This window comes from Cytobacillus spongiae, assembly GCF_021390075.1.
In genome coordinates, this window is the sequence record NZ_CP089997.1 from 1,926,253 (window position 1) to 1,948,012 (window position 21,760).

24 protein-coding genes are annotated in these 21,760 nt (G+C 42.3%); all 24 read left to right on the top strand.

Going from position 1 to position 21,760, the window contains the following annotated elements; translation table 11 throughout:
* Positions 1–100 precede the first annotated feature (100 nt).
* The 24 genes from LS684_RS09755 (at position 101) to LS684_RS09870 (ending at position 21,512) form a co-directional block, all read left to right on the top strand.
* Complete coding sequence (locus tag LS684_RS09755) at positions 101–319, top strand: DUF1659 domain-containing protein (protein ID WP_233811388.1); 219 nt, start codon at positions 101–103, stop codon at positions 317–319.
* A 31-nt stretch (positions 320–350) separates the two neighbouring features.
* A complete protein-coding gene (locus LS684_RS09760) occupies positions 351–569 on the top strand; it encodes a DUF2922 domain-containing protein (RefSeq protein WP_233811389.1) in 219 nt (72 codons plus the stop codon).
* Positions 570–650: 81 nt separating this feature from the next.
* On the top strand, positions 651–794 hold the full coding sequence (locus tag LS684_RS09765; RefSeq protein WP_233811390.1) for a YvrJ family protein: 144 nt from the start codon (positions 651–653) through the stop codon (positions 792–794).
* Positions 795–993: 199 nt separating this feature from the next.
* Positions 994–1,194 carry a cold-shock protein gene (locus tag LS684_RS09770; RefSeq protein WP_233811603.1) on the top strand — a complete coding sequence of 67 codons (201 nt, stop codon included), beginning with the start codon at positions 994–996 and terminating at the stop codon, positions 1,192–1,194.
* Positions 1,195–2,445: 1,251 nt separating this feature from the next.
* Positions 2,446–3,591, top strand: a complete 1,146-nt coding sequence (locus tag LS684_RS09775) for an exonuclease SbcCD subunit D (protein WP_233811391.1) — start codon at positions 2,446–2,448, stop codon at positions 3,589–3,591.
* The gene (locus tag LS684_RS09780; RefSeq protein WP_233811392.1) at positions 3,588–6,725 is read left to right on the top strand and encodes an AAA family ATPase; all 3,138 of its coding nucleotides are present in this window, start codon (positions 3,588–3,590) and stop codon (positions 6,723–6,725) included. The genes LS684_RS09775 and LS684_RS09780 overlap by 4 nt, the downstream gene beginning before the upstream one ends.
* A 226-nt stretch (positions 6,726–6,951) precedes the next feature.
* Positions 6,952–7,248, top strand: coding sequence for a DNA-binding protein (locus LS684_RS09785; protein WP_233811393.1), 297 nt, complete (start codon positions 6,952–6,954; stop codon positions 7,246–7,248).
* A 281-nt stretch (positions 7,249–7,529) separates the two neighbouring features.
* Complete coding sequence (locus tag LS684_RS09790; RefSeq protein WP_233811394.1) at positions 7,530–8,207, top strand: Dph6-related ATP pyrophosphatase; 678 nt, start codon at positions 7,530–7,532, stop codon at positions 8,205–8,207.
* Between the two features lie 80 nt (positions 8,208–8,287).
* Positions 8,288–9,082 carry an MBL fold metallo-hydrolase gene (locus LS684_RS09795; RefSeq protein ID WP_233811395.1) on the top strand — a complete coding sequence of 265 codons (795 nt, stop codon included), beginning with the start codon at positions 8,288–8,290 and terminating at the stop codon, positions 9,080–9,082.
* Positions 9,083–9,655: 573 nt separating this feature from the next.
* Entirely contained in the window at positions 9,656–10,735 is a 1,080-nt protein-coding gene (locus tag LS684_RS09800) for a hypothetical protein (protein WP_233811396.1), read from the top strand.
* On the top strand, positions 10,722–12,890 hold the full coding sequence (locus tag LS684_RS09805) for a molybdopterin oxidoreductase family protein (RefSeq protein ID WP_233811397.1): 2,169 nt from the start codon (positions 10,722–10,724) through the stop codon (positions 12,888–12,890). The genes LS684_RS09800 and LS684_RS09805 overlap by 14 nt, the downstream gene beginning before the upstream one ends.
* Positions 12,891–13,451 (top strand): 4Fe-4S dicluster domain-containing protein, encoded by a 561-nt coding sequence (locus LS684_RS09810; protein ID WP_233811398.1) that lies wholly within the window; start codon positions 12,891–12,893, stop codon positions 13,449–13,451.
* An 11-nt stretch (positions 13,452–13,462) separates the two neighbouring features.
* Positions 13,463–13,987, top strand: a complete 525-nt coding sequence (locus LS684_RS09815; RefSeq protein ID WP_233811399.1) for a QcrA and Rieske domain-containing protein — start codon at positions 13,463–13,465, stop codon at positions 13,985–13,987.
* On the top strand, positions 13,977–14,180 hold the full coding sequence (locus LS684_RS09820) for a hypothetical protein (RefSeq protein WP_233811400.1): 204 nt from the start codon (positions 13,977–13,979) through the stop codon (positions 14,178–14,180). Before LS684_RS09815 ends, LS684_RS09820 begins: the two co-directional genes overlap by 11 nt.
* The gene (locus tag LS684_RS09825) at positions 14,177–14,488 is read left to right on the top strand and encodes a hypothetical protein (protein ID WP_233811401.1); all 312 of its coding nucleotides are present in this window, start codon (positions 14,177–14,179) and stop codon (positions 14,486–14,488) included. Before LS684_RS09820 ends, LS684_RS09825 begins: the two co-directional genes overlap by 4 nt.
* Positions 14,475–14,762, top strand: a complete 288-nt coding sequence (locus LS684_RS09830) for a hypothetical protein (RefSeq protein ID WP_233811402.1) — start codon at positions 14,475–14,477, stop codon at positions 14,760–14,762. Before LS684_RS09825 ends, LS684_RS09830 begins: the two co-directional genes overlap by 14 nt.
* A complete protein-coding gene (locus LS684_RS09835; RefSeq protein ID WP_233811403.1) occupies positions 14,755–16,062 on the top strand; it encodes a NarK family nitrate/nitrite MFS transporter in 1,308 nt (435 codons plus the stop codon). Before LS684_RS09830 ends, LS684_RS09835 begins: the two co-directional genes overlap by 8 nt.
* Positions 16,063–16,151: 89 nt before the next feature.
* Positions 16,152–16,799, top strand: a complete 648-nt coding sequence (locus LS684_RS09840; protein ID WP_233811404.1) for a sensor histidine kinase — start codon at positions 16,152–16,154, stop codon at positions 16,797–16,799.
* 95 nt (positions 16,800–16,894) lie between these two features.
* The gene (locus tag LS684_RS09845; protein ID WP_284701589.1) at positions 16,895–17,545 is read left to right on the top strand and encodes a response regulator; all 651 of its coding nucleotides are present in this window, start codon (positions 16,895–16,897) and stop codon (positions 17,543–17,545) included.
* Positions 17,546–17,557: 12 nt separating this feature from the next.
* Complete coding sequence (locus LS684_RS09850; protein ID WP_233811405.1) at positions 17,558–18,016, top strand: GAF domain-containing protein; 459 nt, start codon at positions 17,558–17,560, stop codon at positions 18,014–18,016.
* A 15-nt stretch (positions 18,017–18,031) separates the two neighbouring features.
* A complete protein-coding gene (locus LS684_RS09855) occupies positions 18,032–19,087 on the top strand; it encodes a PAS domain-containing sensor histidine kinase (protein ID WP_233811406.1) in 1,056 nt (351 codons plus the stop codon).
* Positions 19,088–19,495: 408 nt separating this feature from the next.
* The gene (locus LS684_RS09860; RefSeq protein WP_233811407.1) at positions 19,496–19,975 is read left to right on the top strand and encodes a hypothetical protein; all 480 of its coding nucleotides are present in this window, start codon (positions 19,496–19,498) and stop codon (positions 19,973–19,975) included.
* A gap of 266 nt (positions 19,976–20,241) precedes the next feature.
* Positions 20,242–20,970: a YwaF family protein gene (locus LS684_RS09865; RefSeq protein WP_233811408.1), complete on the top strand. Its 729-nt coding sequence runs from the start codon at positions 20,242–20,244 to the stop codon at positions 20,968–20,970.
* Between the two features lie 89 nt (positions 20,971–21,059).
* Positions 21,060–21,512, top strand: coding sequence for a GNAT family N-acetyltransferase (locus LS684_RS09870; protein WP_233811409.1), 453 nt, complete (start codon positions 21,060–21,062; stop codon positions 21,510–21,512).
* Positions 21,513–21,760 lie beyond the last annotated feature (248 nt).

The window sequence follows — 21,760 nt, forward strand, 5'->3', positions numbered from 1 at the left end:
AACTTTTGAAGTTGTTTTCCCTATTTTAACATTTTTCCTTTTCCCCATGTCCATTATTCCCCACTTCGATATATATATAAGGTGAAAGGAGGTGATACACATGGCTCAAGAAATGTTAACGGAATCAAAGCTTCGATTATCCTTTGAAACGGGAGTGGATGAGAAAGGTGAACCGATTTTAAAAGCAAAGGCATACAGCAATGTAAAAGGGACCGCTACAGCTGACCAGCTTCATGCTGTGGGACAAGCCATAGCTTCCCTTTGCAAAGATCCACTTTTCTCTGTAGAGCGTGATGATCGATCCGAAATTATTGGCTAATCACTAAAGATAAAAGAAGGGAGGTGAAATCATGGCAAAGTCTTTAGAGCTACAATTTGTCACGAGCAACGGAAAGACATCGAATTTGACGTTTGACAATCCTATTGAGCCGATTAATCCTTCGGCGGTCAAGCAGGCGATGGATCAAATTATCGCAGCGAACGTCTTTGAAGGTCATAATGGGACACTTGTCTCAGCAAAAGGTGCACGTGTAATTGAACGAAATGTGACAGAATATGAATTAGCTTAATGTAAGAAATCAGGGCTAGCGAACCGGTTGGGGGCTAGCCTTGTTTTTGAATAAAGGAGAAAAAAGAAAGGAGGAAGTACCGTGGATCAATGGATTCCATTCATTAGTGAAGTTGGATTTCCAATCGTTGTAACCCTCTATTTGCTTCATCGAATTGAAGCCAAACTAGATGTGGTCGTTCAATCGATTCAAAATCTACCTGAGCGAATGAAGGAAAGAATATAAGATCACAGTGATTGACAACAGGTTATAATAATGCTAAAGTGGAATCAGCCGTTATGCATCGTGTTAGATTTTTTATTGCAAGTTCTTATTCAATAGTTACAAAATCTGTTTGGATGAGCAATCTGTGTAAAACTAATGTACGTTGTGTAAAGGTGAAAATTTTACACATGGCTTTTACGAGCCAGTAGGAGGATTCTTTATTATGAACGGTAAAGTAAAATGGTTTAACGCTGAAAAAGGTTTCGGATTCATCGAAGCTGAAAACGGAAATGATGTATTCGTACATTATTCTGCAATCCAAACAGAAGGTTTCAAAACTTTAGAAGAAGGCCAAGAAGTAACTTTCGAAGTTGTTGAAGGTGCTCGTGGACCACAAGCTTCTAACGTACAAAAAGCATAATTGATCTTGATCAATTACCGGCAGCTCAACCTATTAGGGTGAGCTGCTTTTAGTTGTGCCTGGGAGGTTGGTGATATGGTGTATCATGGTGGGGCCATTTCGGACAGAGAACAGCGAAAAAGTCGGTTGTGTGTCCGAAGCAGGAGGCTCTTCGGACAGGAACCGAAGAAAAAGTCGCTAGTGTGTCCGAGGCAGGGACCACTTCGGACAGGAACCGAAGAAAAAGTGGTAGTGTGTCCGAGGCAGGGAGCACTTCGGACAGGAACCAGAGAAAAAGTCGGTTGTGTGTCCGAGGTAGGGAGCACTTCGGACAGGAACCGAAGAAAAAGTCGCTAGTGTGTCCGAGGCAGGGAGCACTTCGGACAGGAACCAGAGAAAAAGTCGGTTGTGTGTCCGAGGTAGGGAGCACTTCGGACAGGAACCGGAGAAAAAGTTGGTTGTGAGTCCGATGCAGGGAGCACTTCGGACAGGAACCAGAGAAAAAGTCGGTTGTGTGTCCGAGGTAGGGAGCACTTCGGACAGGAACCGGAGAAAAAGTTGGTTGTGAGTCCGAGGTAGGGAGCACTTCGGACAGGAACCAGAGAAAAAGTCGCTAGTGTGTCCGAGGGATCACTTCGGACAGAAACCAGAGAAAAAAGTCGCTAGCTTGTCCGAAACAGGGACCACTTCGGACAGGAACCGGAGAAAAAGTTGGTTGTGAGTCCGATGCAGGGAGCACTTCGGACAGAAACCGAAGAAAAAGTTGGTTGTGAGTCCGAAGCAGGGGTTACTTCGGACAGGAACCAGGGAAAAAGTCGCTAGCGTGTCCGAAGCAGGGATCACTTCGGACAGAAACCGGAGAAAAAGTCGCTAGCGTGTCCGAAGCAGGCAGCACTTCGGACAGGAACCAGAGAAAAAGTCGGTTGTGTGTCCGAAGCAGGGACCACTTCGGACAGGAACCGAAGAAAAAGTCGCTAGCGTGTCCGAAGCAGAGACCAACTCGAACAAACAGCCAAAGAAAACGCGCATTAGTTGTCCAAACCGCTGTCCAGTCCAGACAAAAATCAAAGCAAACTCGTCTACCGTGTCCCAACACAGTCCCGGCTCATACAGAACCCAAACCATTCGCCAATTTCGCCTTCAAACCAAAATCCACTCCACTCCTATCACCACCACCTTCCATAAAAATCCCCAACAATTGTAACCCGCGTTCAAATTTTTGATTTGGTATAATGATAGAATCATTATATAAAGAGTAGAGAGGTGAGTGTCATGAAATTTATTCATACGGCGGACTGGCATTTGGGGAAGCTTGTGCACGGTGTGTATATGACCGAGGATCAGCGAGAGGTATTGCAGCAGTTTGTTCAACTAGTAGAAGATGAAAAGCCTGATGCGGTTGTGATTGCCGGGGACTTATACGATCGCTCAGTCCCACCGACCGATGCGGTTGAGCTGTTAGATGAAATTCTGTATATGATCAATGTCGAACTGAAGACACCGGTCGTTGCTATTTCTGGAAATCATGATAGTGCCGAGCGGCTATCGTTCGGGAGCTCGTGGTACCGAAACAGCCAGTTTTATTTAGCTGGAAAGCTTGCCAATGATTTTCGCCCGGTTCATATAAATGGTGTGAACTTCTATTTAACTCCGTACGCCGAGCCTGGCTACGTGCGCCATTTGCTTGATGATGATTCCATTCATTCACATCAAGATGCGATGAAGGCGCTTATTGGAAAAATGGAAGAAACACTGAATCCGAATGAACCCAATGTATTTGTTGGACATGCCTTCGTATTAGGGGGAGAAACAAGCGATTCGGAGCGGACACTATCTGTAGGGGGTTCAGGCTGTGTAGGCGCTGAGCTGTTTGCGCCGTTTTCGTATACTGCACTTGGACATCTTCATAGCCCAACTGCAATTAAGCACGACACGGTAAAGTACTCTGGTTCTCTATTAAAATATTCTTTTTCCGAAGCGAAGCAGAAGAAATCTGTTTTCATCGTAGAAATGAAGGAAAATGGCACATTTGATATACGCTACCATTCCTTAAAGCCAAAGCAAGATATGAGAGAGCTAGAAGGCCATTTAGAGGAGCTGCTAGATCCAAGCTTCTACGGCAAGCAAAATCTCCAAGATTACGTAAAAATCAACCTGTTAGATGAAGGGGCATTAATTGACCCAATTAATAAGCTGCGTCAAGTCTATCCAAATGTCCTTCATCTCGAGCGAAAAGTCATCCAGCTCGATCAGAAGCATAAATCTTTTTTTACCTCAGTGAAGGAAGAGAAGAAATCAGAAATCGATTTGTTCCAGCAATTTTACCATGAAATGACGACGGCCGAATTTACAGAAGACAAGCGCCAAGCCATGATCGATGTGATTGAAAAGGTAGTAAAGGAGGCAAATTCGAAATGAGGCCATTAAAGCTAACGATGCAAGCATTTGGTCCCTATGCGGCCAAAGAAACGATTGACTTCACCTCGCTCGGAAATCGAACGATGTTTGTGATTTCTGGTAAAACCGGGTCAGGCAAGACAACGATTTTTGACGGGATTAGCTTTGCGATCTACGGAAAAGCAAGCGGAGAGGACCGAAATGGCCCTGAGCTGCGTAGTCAATTTGCGAGAGACGATGTTTTAACAGAGGTTACACTCGAATTTTCTTTGAAAAATAAAACCTACTTCATTAAGCGCTCTCCTCAGCAGGAAAAGAAAAAGGAACGTGGCGACGGCTTTCGGATGATTGGAGCAACCGCTGAATTGCTCCTATATGAGGAAGATGGCAAGCAGCAGCTCCTTGCATCAAACGTTCGTGATGTCGATGAAAAAATTAAAGAAATTATGCTGATTGACAGCAATCAGTTCAGGCAGATTCTCATGATTCCACAAGGTGAATTTCGCAAGCTGCTAACCTCTGATAGTAAGGACAAAGAGGTCATTCTGCAACGGTTATTCCATACCGAATTGTATAAAAGGATTGAAGAGAAACTTAAGGACGAAGCCACTTCCTTGAGAAAAACAGTCGAGCAGCAGCTAGATGAGCGGAATGAGGCCATACGCAATATTGTAGCCACCCATCTGGAAGAGCTGAAAAGTGAACTTGAAGCAGGGAGTGTCAATGATACCGTAGTTTTCCCTTTATTGCTTGAAGAGATGAACTTGATGAATCAATCCCTTGACGCATTATCACAGGAAGCCAAGCAGAAACAAAAGGAACGAGATGGGCTGCAGCAGAACATCTATGAAGCGGAACACCTCCTCAAACAGCTGGCCACTCTAGATCAGTTAAAGGGAAAGAAGGAGGAGCTAGAGGCTCAAAAGGAGCAATTTGCGAAAAAGGAGCAGGAAATCGTTCACGCCCAAAAAGCGGCGGTGTTAGGGCATCAGGAAGCGTTGTGTCACCGCTTGAAGGAAGACCTTGACAACACCCAAGAAAATGCTGCACAGATTCGTGCCAAGCTCGAACAAGTGGAGAGCTTGCTTAAGGAAAAAGAGCAATTGCTAGCATATGAAAGAGAGCGGGAGGACGAGCGAAGAAATGCGGCTGAAGCAGTCAGCCACCTCCAAAGCTTGCAAAAGGATATCGAGGTATTTGCCACTGTTCAACAGGAAGTGAGTGCCTTAAAGCAGCAGTTAGATGGAAAGCAAGCGCAAATGGTCCAAGCCGAACAAGCCGCTAAAAGGGCTGAAGAGAGCCTACAGTCACTCATAACGGAGAAAAATCAGCTGGAAAAAGGGCAGCTCACGTTTTTTGAAAATGAAAGAAAAATGGAAAGGCTAGCAAGGGAGCACGAGCGATTGTTGAAATACGAGCAGCAAACATCTCGCTACCGTGCAGCCAAGCAAGAGCGGCAAAAGCGAAAAGAGTTTTTGGAACATACAAACGCTCGTCTTCAGGATGGCAAAGATACATTACAAACACTTGAGCAAAGATGGTTCAGTGGACAAGCTTCCCTTCTAGCGAGCCAGCTTCACGATGGCGAGGCATGTCCTGTATGCGGCTCTGCCAATCACCCAAAGCCGGCGCATGATCAGTCGATTGAGCTCCCATCCGAAGATGATTTAAAAAGCGCTAAGGAGCATGTTTCCCAATTAGAAGCCGAAAAAGGAAAGGCTGAATCTAGCTTCTATGAAATTCAATCACAAGTTCAATCCCTTCAAGCTATTGTTCAAGAGTTTTTTCAAGAAATTACTGAGAGCCGCCCAAATTTCAATGAGGATGAGCAAGGGGCAATCCAACATGCCATTTCAGTTGAATTAAAAGAGCTCGAAAGACAGCAATCCAACATCAAACAAGAAAAGCTAAGGCTAGAGCGAATAGTAGAAGAAATGACATCTTTCGAGGAGCAGAAAAAAAGTTACGCTTCTCAATTCGAAGTTCTTCAGAAAGAGTTCAATGAGCGAACGATTTCGTTTACTGAAAAAAATACAACCTTGACGCGAATGGTTGAGCTTATTCCAGCGCATTTGCGATCATTAAGTGCTTTCGAGAAGCATTTAAGAGATGCGATTCAACATCAAGAGCTTCTTCAAAAAAGATTCGAACAAGCACAGCTCAACTACCAGGAAGCGAAGGAGCACAGCTCTACTGAAAAGGCTAGGCTCCAAACCGTGCAGCAACAAGCGCAGATAATAGATGAAAAGCTGAAAAAGGAGCGGGAAACATTCCTTATCATGATGAAGGAGCAGGGCTTTGACACATATGGACCGTACAAGGATGCAAAGCGTTCGGAGGCGGAGATGGCAGCACTTGAAAAGGCCATTCGTCATTACCGGGAGGAATTCAGGTCTGTCTCCGATCGATATCAGGACCTATCCGAGGTTTTAAAGGATGTAAAAGCACCTGACATGGACAAGCTGAAGCAGGCATTAAAAGAGCTAGATGACGAAATCGCCATCCTTCAAGAAAATTATACAAATGTGCTGATGGCTAAACGCAAAAACGAAGAATTGAAGGAAAAAATAGAGCGGATTAACCAACAGTTGAAAGACCTTGAAAATCGGTACCAATTGATTGGGCACTTATACGAAATCTCCAAGGGACAGAATACGTATCGAATTACATTTGAACGCTTTGTTCTAGCGGCATTTCTTGATGATATTTTACGAGAGGCAAATGGCCGCTTATCAAAAATGACAAGCGGGCGCTATGAGTTAATCCGAAAAACCGATCGCTCAAAGGGAAATGTACAAAGTGGATTAGAGCTCCTCGTGTTTGATCAATACACAGGGCAAGAACGTCATGTAAAAACATTGTCTGGTGGAGAAAGCTTCAAAGCGGCATTGTCACTTGCGTTAGGGCTTGCCGACGTCGTTCAACAGTATGCTGGAGGAGTCTCACTGGAAACGATGTTCATCGATGAAGGCTTCGGGACACTTGACCCCGAATCCCTTGACCAAGCAATAGAGGCGCTGATTGATATCCAAAGCAGCGGCAGACTAGTGGGAATTATATCCCATGTACCCGAGCTTAAAGAGCGCATTGATGCTAGACTAGAGGTCATCGCCACACAATCGGGAAGCATGACCGAATTTCACTTTTTAAATTAACCAAAAAAAGATAGAAATGGCTGTTGTGAGCTGTTTCTATCTTTTTTGCTATGTTCATAGAGTGTTGAGATTAGGTATTCGGTTGAACTTTCCCTATAAGAATTTAGGGATTAGGAAGCAGCTAATCCAATAATATTTTCAACTATTAGATTCATAAAGGAAAAATTTTTGACACTTTTTTGGTCATTCATCGTATATAATGTATCACAATTCGGGAGGGACAATAATGGAATTGGATTTATTATTGTTAGGCGCAGGTATTGCAGCGGCAGGATATTTTATTGGAGATGGTCTTAAGAATTTTAAAAATCCTCATGCCAAAAGTTTAATAGACTCATTGAACGAAGAGGACGAACACGAACTAATCAGAGAAAATGATGTACATCATTTTATGGGAATCTCAAAAGAAGATGCAAAGTCTTTAATACAAGAACATTCGGACATTCCCCACGTGATTATAAACCATAAAGTGTACTACCCAAAGGCAAAATTGCGTAAATGGTTATTGAATTTAGGGGAGTAATCTTACTTTTTCGGACATGCAATGACCAAAATGCTCTGACCGATTTCTGAGCGTTTTTCATGTCAATTGGATGTGGATTTTGCGAGCATGCTCGTGTAAGTTGAATGGTTATTAAATGCTGTTCGCTGCAAAATCCAAAATGACCTTTATCATTTTATAGCAACAGTTTTTACGAATAAGTCGATGAAAGAGAACTTCACTCGAGGAATATATTTCCTCTCCATTCATTCAATTCGGAATCATTACGTGTTAAAATAGAAGGAAAAACGAAGGAGAGCGTTATGGGGAGAAAATTGGCATTGTCATGGAGTGGCGGTAAGGACAGCTGTTTGACGCTAGATGTGTTAACGAAGGCAGGGGATGAGGTTCTTTGCTTAATTACTACCGTTCCGATCGAAACAGGGAGGACTTTTGGGCACGGGGAAAAAATGGAGATGATCCGGCTTCAGTCTGAATCGATTGGAATTCCTGTCCACTTTATTCCATGTACATATGAAAAATACTCGGAAGAATTCGTAGTGACCTTAAAGGAATTAAAAGCGACTTATCATTTAGATGGAATTGCTTTTGGCGATCTCTATTTAGACGGACACCGAGAATGGGGAGAAAAGGTTGCTGAAAAGGCTGGATTGGCTGCTGTATACCCGTTGTGGACCGTACAAGAGAAAGCTCTTGAATTGCTGAGAACCTTTGTACACACGGGCTATCAAGCAAAAATCATTCGCGTGCGTGAGGATGTTTTAGATGAAGGTTGGTTAGGAAGAACGATCGACCGTTCCTTTTTTCAAGCCATTCAAGAGACAAAATCTTGTCCGATGGGAGAATCGGGAGAGTATCATACATTTGTGTATGATGGACCACTCTTTACAAAGCGGATCTGCTGGGAAAAGGAAGAGATTATTTCTCTTGAAACGACGTTCAAGCTGGAATTACTTGGGTGCTCACTGGCTGAACGTTAAGGAGGAAATCATCGCGAGAAATGACCAAATCTTATTGCTTTTAAAAGAAAGAAAAAACGATCCAAATGAGTAAGGAGTGTATGATGATTAATATACAGCAGTATAGCCATGTCGTTTCTGTGAAAAGCGAGGCGTCCTATCTCGGATTTTCTATGAGCGTTTTTCAATATCTTGTCGATGGAATGTTAATTGATACCGGGGCTCAATCGGTACGGTCAAACTTAATTCCTTTTTATGAGGAGCAAAGGGTCGAGCTTGTCAGTATAACGCATGATCATGAAGATCATACGGGGACAGCGGCTTGGCTCCAGAAGCATCGGCAAATCCCGATTTACATTCATGAACATTCGGTAGATGATTGTTTGCAAGAAGCCGGTTACCCTGAATATCGGAAGCTGCTTTGGGGTGTAAGGGAGCCGTTTGCTGCCCGCCCGTATCAAAAAACGATTGAGTCAAGGAAGGAAACATGGGAAGTGATTCATACACCTGGCCATGAAAAGAACCATGTATGCTTGTTGAATAAGCATACGGGAGAGCTCTTTTCTGGTGATTTGTATGTGTCAGCCAAGCCGAAAATAATCATGAGGGATGAATCGATTCCCGTACTGATTTCATCCCTTCGGAAAATACTAACCTATGATTTCCAAGACATGTACTGTGCTCATTCGGGTTATCACCCAGATGGCAAAGATAAATTCAAGCGAAAGCTAGCCGTTTTAGAAGAGTTAACAGGCACGGTCAAAGAGCTTTTTCAACTTGGAATGACCGTTGATGAAATCGATCAGCAGCTGTTCCCAAAAAAGCCGCTGCTTATTCAATACTCAAACAGCGAGTTCGACTCGAAGCACATCATTCGCTCTATATTAACCGAATAAGGAATTGGATCTCATCAGACCATAGACAAACACGAAGCTCGTTGAGTTTGTCTATGGTCTATTGATTATAGACAAATTGCCTAAGTGCTTTTCACGCAAACTAGTAAATGAATGACCTGAGGGAATAACCACCGAAGTAGCCATTTGAGAATAAGGAAAAGTTATTTTCTCTATTATTTTAGGTTTGGAAGCACTAGGTTGATAGAAACGGATGGATGCGTAGACTCCTGCGGGAGCAGTGGGACAATTGAGACCCCACAAGCGAAGCCGAGGAGGCTCATCACCCTCCCCTGGAAAGCGAAGTATCCTGAAGTAGAAATCAACCGTCAAAATGACCAAAACTATTCAATATTATTTTTCCATGTCTTCAAAAAACAAGCTTTTCACCGAAAATCACCTCATACCTATTATCCTTTCTCATGGATATCTAAACCATCACATTTCCCCTCCCTAATCAAGATAGGGGAATTTTCCTTAGAGGATGGGGAAGTTCCCCTATAAAATAAATCCGCCGCTTCTTCTACAATAATAGTATCAGATAAGAGTTTACTATTTTTCTAGGAGGAGCTTCGAATGGAGATCAAACTATCAGATCACAAAAACCAATCGCATTCCATTAACAACGCATTTGCTTCACATTTTGCGAAATCTATGTTTCTAACGGTTTGTGGGCTCGTCATTCTTTCCTTTATTGGCACGAGAATGTTTACCCACATTGACTTAAACCTATATGGATATATGGTGGGAACTATTGTATTTATTGGCGGTTTTTTTTACCGCTTCATTGCTTGGGGAGAAAGGCCACCAACAAAGATTTTTATTAAAAAAGGAATCAAGCTCTTATTCCGGAAATCGACAGCTAAAACGTCGGTTGACCATCTAGCCGTTTACAAATTTATTTGGAATAGGGGAATTTACCGATGGACCCAGCACATTCTGATCGGGTGGGGTTGCATCTTATCTTGTCTAGTGACTTTCCCGCTTGTGTTTGGGTGGATGTACTTCACGATGGATGACAATGGTTATTACACAGTCGTTGGGATGGGGATCAACTTAATGACAGTTAAAGCTGATGGCGTGATTGCTTTCTTCTTCTATAATGCGCTAAATATTACTGCAATTATGGTCATCATCGGAGTGTGCATGGCATTGTATCGCCGCTTGAAAAATATGCAGGCAAGAGCAGAACAGAAATTCATGTACGATTTTCTACCATTATACTTACTGCTATTTATCAGTATTACAGGGTTAGCGTTAACCTTTATGAACGTGTTTTTACATGGTGCAGGGCAACCAGCGATGTCACTTATTCATCAGTACGGGGTCATTATCACATTAATTTATCTTCCGTTTGGGAAGCTTGCACATATTCCATTCCGCCCGCTAAGTGTATTTGCCCGGAACTATCGCGAGCATTATGCAGAGCAGTCGATGAAGGAATGTAAGGTTTGCGGAAGCCACTATGTTTCAACAGAGCAAGCAAAAGATGTTGTAGGCGTACTTGGTGTAAATCAAATGGAATTTAAAAAGGAAGACTTCCACTTAGCTGAGCTTTGTCTTCCTTGTCGCAGAAAGTTTCGTATTGCTCAATTTTCAGGGTTTCCTACCCATGAAGTGAAGGTCAAGGAGGCAAACCAAGATGCAAAGGGATAAATTCTTTAAAGACGTGGAGAACTTAATTCACCCAAATGAAAAGCTCGTGAAAACACATTGTAGCTATTGCGGGATGCAGTGCGGGATGAATTTACGTGTAAATACAACAACGAATAAAATCATCGGAGTAGAGCCGAGGTATGACTGGCCGGTAACGGTAGGAAAGATGTGTCCTAAAGGGGTAACTGCCTATCAGCAAACCAACCACAAGGACCGTCTATTAAAGCCTCTTATCCGTGATGATGCCTCCTTAAAAGGTACGAAGGAGGGCTTCAGAGAAGCGAGCTGGGAAGAAGCATACGACTTGATTGTGAATCGATTCACAGAGCTTCAAGCGAATTATGGCAAAGATACGCTATCGGTTTTTAGTGGGGTATCGATGACAAATGAAAAATGCTACTTAACAGGTAAATTCGCCCGGGTCGGACTTGGGACACGTTACATTGATTATAATGGGCGCTTCTGCATGTCAAGTGCAGCTGGTGGGTTCCTTCGTTCCTTTGGGGTTGACCGTGGTTCAACGCTTCCATGGACAGATATCCATGAAACGGATTGCTTATTTATTGCAGGAAGCAATACAGCTGAATGTCATCCGACTTCAATGTTCCGTATTTGGAACGTTCAAGAAAGAGGGGGCTACATCATCGTTGTAGACCCGCGGGAAACACCGATTGCGAGAAGAGCCGATCTTCATTTAGATCTTAAGCCTGGAACAGATCTTGCCCTTGCTAACGGAATTGTTCACTTACTGATTGAAAATGGGCAAATCGATGAAGCTTTTATTGAGAATCATACAAACGGATTTGAAGAAACGAAAGAGATTGTTAAGGAATTTACTCCGGCATACACGAGTGAAATTACAGGCGTGGCACCGGAAAAAATCATTCGTGCCGCTGAAATCTACGGAAAAGCACCGAATGCGGTCGTCATGTTTGCACGTGGTGTCGAACAGCAACATAAAGGGGTAGACAATGTTTCCGGTTATGTAAACATGGCACTCATTACTGGAAAGATTGGTCGTCCAAAGTCAGGTGTAGCGACGTTCACTGGACAAGGAAATGGACAGGGTGGCCGTGAGCATGGGCAAAAGTCAGACTTACTTCCAGGCTACCGAAAAATCACGAATCCCCAGCATGTGAAAGAAGTTTGTCAAATTTGGGGAATTACCCCAGATGAAATGCCAAAGCCAGGTGTTTCAGCTTACGAAATGTTTGAACTGATGGAACAAAAGGTGATTCGCGCAATGTATTTACTTTGTTCCAATCCAGCCGTTTCGGCACCTAACTTAAACTTCGTACGCCAAGCGATGAAAAATTTAGACTTTATGGTCTGTTCAGACTTCTATCTATCAGAATCAGCTGAATTTGCAGATGTCGTACTGCCGGCAGTCACATGGTCGGAGGATGAAGGAACCGTTACGAATATTGAAGGGCGTATTATTAAAATCAATAAAGCCCAAGAGCCATTAGGGGAATCGAAGCCCGATTGGCAAATGCAAGTTGAATTAGCAGAGCGTCTTGGAAGAGGTCAATATTTTTCCCATCTAAAAACAGCGAAGGACGTATCTGATGAATTCCGAGAAGCAACAAAAGGTGGGAATGCCGACTATTCTGGTGCGACCTGGGAGAAAATCGACAAGCAAGATGGGGTGTTCTGGCCTTGTAAAAATGAGGAAGACACAGGAACACCGCATATGTTTCTAGATAAGAAATTTTATCATCCAGATGGAAAAGCGAAAATTTGCGCACTTCCTTATCGTCCACCGGCTGAAGAGCCTTGTGACGAATATCCACTTCGATTAACAACTGGTCGTGTCGTCTATCATTATTTATCAGGGAACCAGACGCGTAGAATTCCGTTTTTACATGATATGTGTCCAGAGCCGTTTGTTGAGGTACATCCGGAGACAGCCAAGCAATATGGAATTGTTCACGAAGAACGAGTACATTTAGCAACTCGCCGCGGGGAGACCGTCTACAAAGTGAAAATAACAGAAGCAATTCGTCAAGACACGGTGTTTGTGCCGTATCACTTTGGGCATGATGACTCAATTAATCTCCTAACTATTGCAGCTTTAGATCCGATGTCAAGAATGCCAGAGTTTAAAGCATGCGCGGCTAAGATTGAAAAACTTGAAAGTAAGAAGGTGCAATAAATGAAAAAGAGGCTATATTTAGAGCTTGAAAATTGTATAGGATGCCGTTCTTGTCTCGCTGCTTGCACACAGTGTGGTGGACATGAGGAGCGAAATCGTAACTATGTGTACGATGTCAATCCACTAGTCAACCGGCAAACGATGCCTCTCATGTGCCTTCATTGCGAAAATCCGGCATGTGCAAGAAGCTGTCCTGCTCAAGCGATTCAAATTCATGAAACAGGTGCTGTTCTTTCTGCGCTAGTCGAAAAATGTATCGGATGCCAAAACTGTACGATTGCTTGTCCATACGGAATCCCGAAATTCGATACGGAACAGAATTTAATGTACAAATGCGATCTATGCATTGACCGTACGAAAGATGGAATTCCGCCGATGTGTGCGAGTGTTTGCCCTTCGGGTACGCTTCAATGGTTAACCGATGAAGAAATTGAAAACAAGAAGAAGCAATTTAATCTAGACAATGGCAAATGGGTAACTAGCATGCCATATCTAGAGGGAGAAACCAACGTTAAAGTGAATCTTCCTGGTATTTTACAAGGAATTCAAAAGCTGTTCTAGGAGGGATGAACATGTCAGATCAAAAGAACAAAATCCCATTTAATGAAGATAACTATACTCATAATATTCAGCGGAATCATGAACGAACATTAGACCGCCGTGGGTTTATGAAAACACTCGTAGGAGCTGCAGGTGTCTTTGCAGTTTCCTCCCTGCCATGGGGGGCTGTGGCGGCTAAGGAATTAATGGGACTTTCCGATAAGGAATATCAGCATAAAAAAATTACGGATGTAAGTAAAATTGGCATAGGTGAAGCTGTTGACTTTAAGTTTCCTGGTGAGCATGACGATGCCATCTTAATTCGGTTATCTGAGGAAAAATACGTGGCTTATCAAAATGCCTGTACCCATCTCCGCTGCCCTGTGTTCTGGGTAAAAGAGGAAGGCGAAATGATCTGTCCTTGTCACCACGGAAAATTTGATGTAACGACTGGCGCGCCAACAGCTGGTCCTCCAAGAAGACCACTGCCTGAAATTCAAGTGAAGGTCGAAAATGATGCCGTATATGCAGTGAGGGTGAAGCGTTATGAAGCGTAATTACATTCCTGTTATCATGCTTTGTGTCATTTTATTATTAAACATTGTTTTTACCCAGTACATGGTTCACCAATATTATTATGAGAATTATACCATCGTTCTTACATTTGTTGGACTTAATATCCTGTTGTTTCCAATCGCCATGATGATCTATAAGCGAGACCAAAAGCTAAGAAGGCGTGATGTAAAATGAATAGCGAAACTTATTTGGATTTTGTGTTTGTTCGAGATGCGGCCGATCATTTTGCTTCGGACATTCATGATATACTAACAGAGTTATTTAAAGGCGTTCGTGTGAATTGGTATTTGGAAGAGAAACGTATGGATGGAGCGGAGATTGTCGTTGCAGAAGTAAAAGGGATGAGCCGCTGGCAATCAGAGGAAGAGACGCTCGCATATTTAGAACAACAAGGCGGAGATGACTTTTGGAGCTACTTACAGGGCTATAAAATGTTTATCTATCCAGCGAAAAGAGGGTGCGAGAGCTGTGGAAGTCATTAATTTGAAGGACCTAGAGGGATTTATGTCAACACCTGTTGAGGTTTCAATTAAAGACCACCAAGGAGGCGATCAAGCCCCATCCTTGAAAAAAATGGTTGAGAACATTGGATTATGCCCTGATCAAACCCATCTTCGCATCTATTTTGACAAGGGCAAATTTGTAGCTGTTCCTGTAACGGCTACAGTCACCCATACGGAAAATGAGTGGGTTGCATTTGACCATAGTAGTGAACTAGAGTACGTCATGAGAAAGGTAGAGAATACACATGAATAACAATAAACGGATACAAAAGTGGAACCCAGAAGACCCACCATTTTGGGAAAAAGAAGGGAAGAAACATGCGCGTAGAAATCTTTGGATTTCTGTCCCTTCGTTAATGCTTGCTTTTATTGTATGGCAAATTTGGTCAGTAGTTGCGGTGCGTTTAAATGATATCGGCTTTGGGTTTACAGATGAACAGCTATTTACCTTAGCTGCGATACCAGGCTTAGTTGGTGCCACGATGCGCTTCTTTTACACATTTGCTGTCGGGAAATTCGGCGGGAAGAACTGGACCGTTATTTCAACAGCTGTGTTAGCCATTCCGGCGATTGGTATCGGGTTTGCTGTTCAAAATCCAGAGACGCCGTATAGTGTCATGCTCTTGCTTGCAGCACTTTGCGGACTAGGAGGAGGGAACTTTTCTTCCTCGTCTTCGAATATTAGCTTATTTTATCCGAAAAAGGAAAAAGGTACAGCTTTAGGGATTAACGGTGGATTAGGAAACATGGGGGTTTCAGTTGTTCAATTTGTCACTCCTTTAATTATTGCCGCAAGCACGTTTGCTCTTGTAGGTGAAGGTCAAGTGCTAGCGAATGGAGAAGAAATTTGGTTGCAAAATGCCGCATTTATCTGGGTCATCCCAATTGCGATTGTAACGATTGCGGCTATGTTTGGGATGGATAATCTTCCAAATGCTACACAATCTGTTAAGGAACAATTTGTGATTGTCAAACGAAAGCATACATGGATTATGACGGTCCTATATGTGGCAACATTTGGTTCATTCATTGGCTATGCAGCTGCCTTTCCGCTGCTGCTTCGTTCTCAATTCCCTGAGCATATATCGCTAGCCTTTTTAGGCGCGTTACTTGCCGCCGCTGCGAGACCTGTAGGTGGCTGGATATCAGATAAATGGGGAGGAGCACTTGTCACCGCGTGGACGCTCATCATCATGACAATCGGTGCAGGTGGTGTTATCTACTTCACAAACGAAAAGCTGTTCTCTGGCTTTTTAGCATCCTTTTTATTATTATTCCTTGCAGCTGGAATTGGATCTGGATCTACCTTCCAAATGATTCCAAACATCTTCCCTGTGAAGGAAGCAGCGCCTGTTCTTGGCTTCACCGCTGCCTTTGCGGCATATGGATCCTTCTTTATTCCAAAGCTATTTGGATGGTCTGTAAATACAACAGGAACACCTGTAACAGCATTTTATTTCTTTATCGCTTTTTATATCGTATCACTTGCGTTAAACTGGTATTATTATCAAAGAAAAGCCCAATTACAAGCTCGTGCCAATCAAGCTTCTTAAGTTAAAAAATAGGCAGTAAGAGGATCATCATCCTCACAAAGATACCTCTCACTGCACTTAAATAGAAGGAAAAAGGTAGGAGGAGAGTAATGGATATTCTGCCTACAAGAGAAAAAATCAACACGTATATTATGGATTCCCATGAAGATGAGATCAAACGGATCGCCCTCGAGCTACATGAAGGGGTAGGGCAAACATTATATAGCGTTCTGACAGGGATGCAGTTAATTGAATCGTCGATTGAAAATCCAAGCATGAAAAGCTATGCGAAAGAAATGGAACAGCTGTTGGAGAAAACGATTCAAGAAATTCGATTTCTGTCTGTGGAATTACATCCACCTACTTTAGTCACTCTTGGCATTGTTCCTGCTCTGAAAAATTATATTAAGCTTTATACGCATACGTACGGAATTGAAGTAGACCTATTATCTACTGGTATAATGGGAGAATTAACGGAAAAACAAAACATTGCTTTATTTCGCGCCTGTCAAGAGGCTTTTGTGAACATTGCCAAATATGCAGATACGCTGAAAATCAGGATCACATTTGAGTGGAATGAAAGCTGCTTAAAAGTTAAGATTGAAGACTATGGCCGTGGATTCGATGTACCTGACGCCATGAAGAAATCACTCGGACTTGCTGCGATGACAGAACGAATGCTATTAATCGGTGGATCTTGTTCAGTCCACTCAGAGGAAGGGACAGGAACGACTGTAGAATTTACTGTTCCCTATTAAATGTTTATCGAGTTAACTAAGGAATAGCGGGAGGGATCCCGCTATTTTTGTCAATGAATGATCATGAGTGAAAAAGGACAAAGGGGGAGCTTCACATGATTCGAATTTTATTAGTGGATGACCACGCAGTTGTACGAATGGGGCTAACGATGCTGTTAAATAATCATCCTCAAATGGAAGTGGTAGGTGAAGCCTCTGAAGGGAATGAAGGTATTCAAAAAGCACTTGAGTTCGAACCAAATGTTGTTGTCATGGATTTAAGTATGCCACATGGGAAGGACGGTCTTTCTGCCACATCTGAATTGAAAAAACTCCTTCCTCAAACGCAAATTCTCATCTTAACGATGCATGATGATGAAGAATATCTATTTCGTGCCATACATGCAGGGGCATCTGGTTGTATTCTGAAAAGTGCTCCCCATGATGAATTGATTCAAGCAATTCAAAGTGTCGCAAATGGAAACGCGTATCTTCATCCATCTGCAACGAAGCGATTAATGGAGGAATACATCGGAAACATAGGGACGAATGATGATTCGTTTCGATTGTTGTCTGACAGGGAAAGAGAAGTATTAACGCTAATTGCCAAGGGGTATGCCAATAAAGAAATTGCTGAGCAGCTTGTTATCAGTGTGAAAACTGTTGAAACACACAAAGGGAATATTATGGAAAAGCTACAAATGCGTACAAGACCTGAGCTTGTTGAATATGCATTAAAAAAAGGCCTTCTTGGTTATCGGATGTAGAGGAAGGGTTCGATGATGGAAAATCAAACACAATATCAATTTGTCATTCAAGCATGTCAGCAATTATTAACTGAAGTAAAATGTGATTTTGTCGGATTAGCCTTCCAGCATACAAACGGTCCAGATATTGGCTGGCATTTCGCCGTAGGAAATCGCAATGATAAATATAAGCGAATTGTTGTCAGATATGGAAAAGGTATTGCAGGTCGGGTGATATCAACTGGTAGACCGATGACAGTCGAACGCTTCCCAAGTCAGATTCTAGGTAAGCCCAATGAATACCCGATCATGCTAGCAGAAAAGCTCATATCGTCTTATGCTGTGCCGATTTTTAATCAAAAGGGGATTCCCAAAGGGGTCTTATTAATTGGACAACGAGAAGCCCATCTTTTCAATGAATCCCAACAATCCCTTGTCAGCCAAGTGGCTAACCAAATTGAAACCTTTCTTGGCGGTCTAGTTGATTTTTAACTAAAGGAGACGACTATGAACGAGTCAAACGGATATTTAGATCGGAGTTCATTTCCTCAAGCGGATGCACCTGATTCAATCCAGCCGATGAAAGAATTGCTGGATTTGAAATTTGCTCTTGATGCTTCATCCATTGTAGCCATGACCGATTCAAAAGGAACAATCACCTATGTGAATGATCAGTTTTGTAAAATATCAAAGTACCGGAAAGATGAATTAATAGGGCAGAATCATCGGATTGTAAATTCTGGCCATCATTCCCCCTCCTTTTTTCACCAGTTATGGCGTACGATTTCATCAGGTGAAGTCTGGAAAGGAGAAATAAAGAACCGAGCACAAGACGGTTCAATTTATTGGGTAGATACAACGATTGTTCCTTTTCTTAATGAAGAAGGGAAGCCCTATCAATATTTATCGATCCGTTACGAAATTACAAAGCGGAAAACAGCGGAAGCAGAGCTACAGCAGATGATGACGAAAATCATTGATGTACAAGAGGATGAGCGAAAACGCTTATCACGAGAGCTGCACGATGGGATTGGCCAGAATTTATACAGCCATTTGATTACCATCAATCGATTACAGGCGGAAATGGATCATCCGTTACTTACGCAAATGCAGGACGAAGCCACGGAATTAATAAAGGAAGTGAGAGAGATCTCTTGGGAGCTCCGCCCATCTGTATTAGATGACTTAGGACTTGTTCCCGCGATTCGCTCATACCTAGTGAAGTATCATGATTTTTACCGAATGGACGTTCACTTTGATTGTTATTTACAAACACGAATGGATAGCACGAAAGAAATAACCATATACCGTGTCATTCAAGAGGCATTGACGAATGTTCGGAAGTACGCAGAAACTGATGAGGCGTCAGTAATCATTCGTGAAATGGACAGTTGTGTTCGCCTCGTTATTGAAGACAAAGGCATCGGATTTGATCCAAACACCATCCAAAAAGGCGTCGGACTTTTCAGCATGGATGAACGCATTCGAGCGGTCGGGGGAACACTAGACATTCAATCGGTTCCTCAAAAAGGAACAAAAGTGATTTTAGAAATGCCTCTATAAAAAAGTGGATGCCGTTATTGTGTATTCGCTATTTTTGGACAAAACGACGGATTCGTTTGTGAGGGAATGTTCCGTTTGTGAGGGAATGTTCCGTTTGTGAGGGAATGTTCCGTTTGTGAGCGTTCGCTCCATTTGTGAGCGTTCGCTCCTCTGTAGGTAAATATCGCTCCCTTTGAGTCGGATTTCGCTCCGATTCCACAAGAATTCGCTCATGTTCGACCATATTTCGCTCAGAAGTTGTTTATTTTCGCTCAAAATGATCTTATCGCACTTCACGATTCACAGGTACTCTTGCAAATTCAATCAATTGACGAAAATCCCAGCATATTTCTCCCCAAATTTCACATCCTATGAGTAGAGAAGGCAGCAATCGTACCTTCAAAATAGAACAAGGGGAGTGCCATTCAATTGAATAATTATCAATGGGTATCTGCGTTACTAAATACAAGACTTCCAGAGCAAGTCATGCGTTTATTTGGCAAAAAAAAGCGGAATAATGGCTTTTTAACATTTACAATTGTGAGTGTAGTGTTAAGTGCTTTGACCGCCGTGCTATTCCGTAATAACCGAATGATGAAGCCGCTGCGTAATATGGCTCAAAAGACGGATTTTCCTCGGTCGTTTATGCCAAATATGAATGCGTTAGCCGAGTTTGCAAGCGAGCTTGGTTTAACATACAAAGCGATGAAAAAAGCGAAGCATTCAGCAATGAAAATGGATGAGCATCAGAAGAGTGGGAATCCTGTAGCATCCAGTCATGTTCATGCAAATGAAGAACAGAACCAAGCCTCATTTGAACACCTGGCAACTGCCATGCAAGCTACAGGCGATCTAAATAATGATCAAATCAAGCATTTAACAGACCAAATCGTAAACAATAATAAATAATGAGGTAAGCGGACAAGTTAGAGGATGGCCGCAAAAGGGATGGAGAGCACGTACTTTCCATCCCTATTTCTATTCCAAATACTCTCCATGCGAAATATCTTCCTGAACAGTCATGTCGTTTCATGCACCTCTGTTCCAATCCAAACAAGTGGCTTTAGATAAAAGTTCAATCAAATGGGATATTTTCTCCTGTTGATTACAGCTAAACATCCGTTCTTCTGTTAAGATATGGGTAATAACTATAAGGTAAAAGGGGTTCCATTAACATGTATTCACTACTTGGTCATGATTACGAATCACTTCCATTTGAATGGTTTTCTGCTTATCATATGGCTGTATTAGTGCTTTTTGTCGTTCTCTCCATCTCCTTGTATGTGTTTCGGGTTTGGATTCGGACGCATGAAAAGGGCGTGCGTATGAGTATGTTTGGTATCGCATTTACCTTCGAAACCTTCTATCATATTTGGCTATGGTCCGGGGATGAGTGGGATCTTTCATTTACCCTGCCGCTCCAGCTCTGTTCAATTAGCCTAATCATCGCTTTACTGCTGTTGATTACACAATCCAAGGTGCTTTTTCAATTGCTCTATTTTGTAGGCATTGCAGGAGCTCTCCAGGCGTTAATTACACCAGAGCTTTTTTTGGGTTTTCCCCATTTCCGGTTTATTCAATTTTTCACTACACATATATTGATCATTTTGATTGCTCTTTTTTATGTTGTCATTAAAGGCTATCGGCCAACTGGAAAAGGCCTCATTCAAGCCTTTACATTTCTTAATATCAGCGCTGCCTGTGCCTTTATTGCGAATCGAATCACAAATGGGAATTATATGTTTCTTGCGCATAAGCCGGAGAATCCTTCCTTACTCGACTATTTGGGGCCATATCCCTATTACATTCTAGTACTTGAAGCAATTGCCCTCATTCTATTCGCAGCGATGTTCTTTCCATTTTATTTTTTTAGAAAAAGATCCAATGACGAAACCATCTCTTGAACTTAACGTATAAAATAATAGAGGTCGGGAATTGGTTTTTATGCAAGTGATGATAAACACATTCATGGAATTCGAGAGGCGGAATTTGGGTGAACGTTGAATATTTCTTATATCCTACACTTCCAGATAATCATATAGTCGATGAATTGGTAGCGATACATAAATTGATATTTGAAACGACTGAAGATTTGAAAACAAAAATGGGAACAAAACCAAAATTATTGATTCTAATTGCCATGGACAATAACAAAGTCATAGGATATAAAATTGGATATGAACAGGATTCACAAACCTTTTATAGTTGGCTAGGCGGAGTGGATCCGGATTATCGAACCCACGGAATCGCGTCCATGCTGATGGAGAAACAGCATCACTATTTAAAGGAAAAAGGGTATAGGGTTGTGCGAACGAAAACAATGAATAAATGGCGGCACATGCTCCTATTGAATATAAAGTATGGATTTGATGTCATTGACACCTATACGGATGAAAAAGGGCTACATAAAATTATTTTGGAAAAGAAGTTGCTTACGAACGAATGAGCATGATCTCCGTAACCTAGGGATTCGTCTCATTGCCTTCGAAAGTAAGATGACGTTTCGCAGGTAGGCAGGGGAAAGAATCCTTCTTTCATCACTAGTTCAGATGAACTGAGCCTATTCTTCAATTGGAGGATAGGTTTTTTTAGTGGGAAAATGTTAAAGACTTAAAAAGAATCAGAAATAAATTTCGATTAGACTGTAAACCTTTCTTAGAAAAATGACTCTTTAATGGTAAAGGTGGTTAGAAA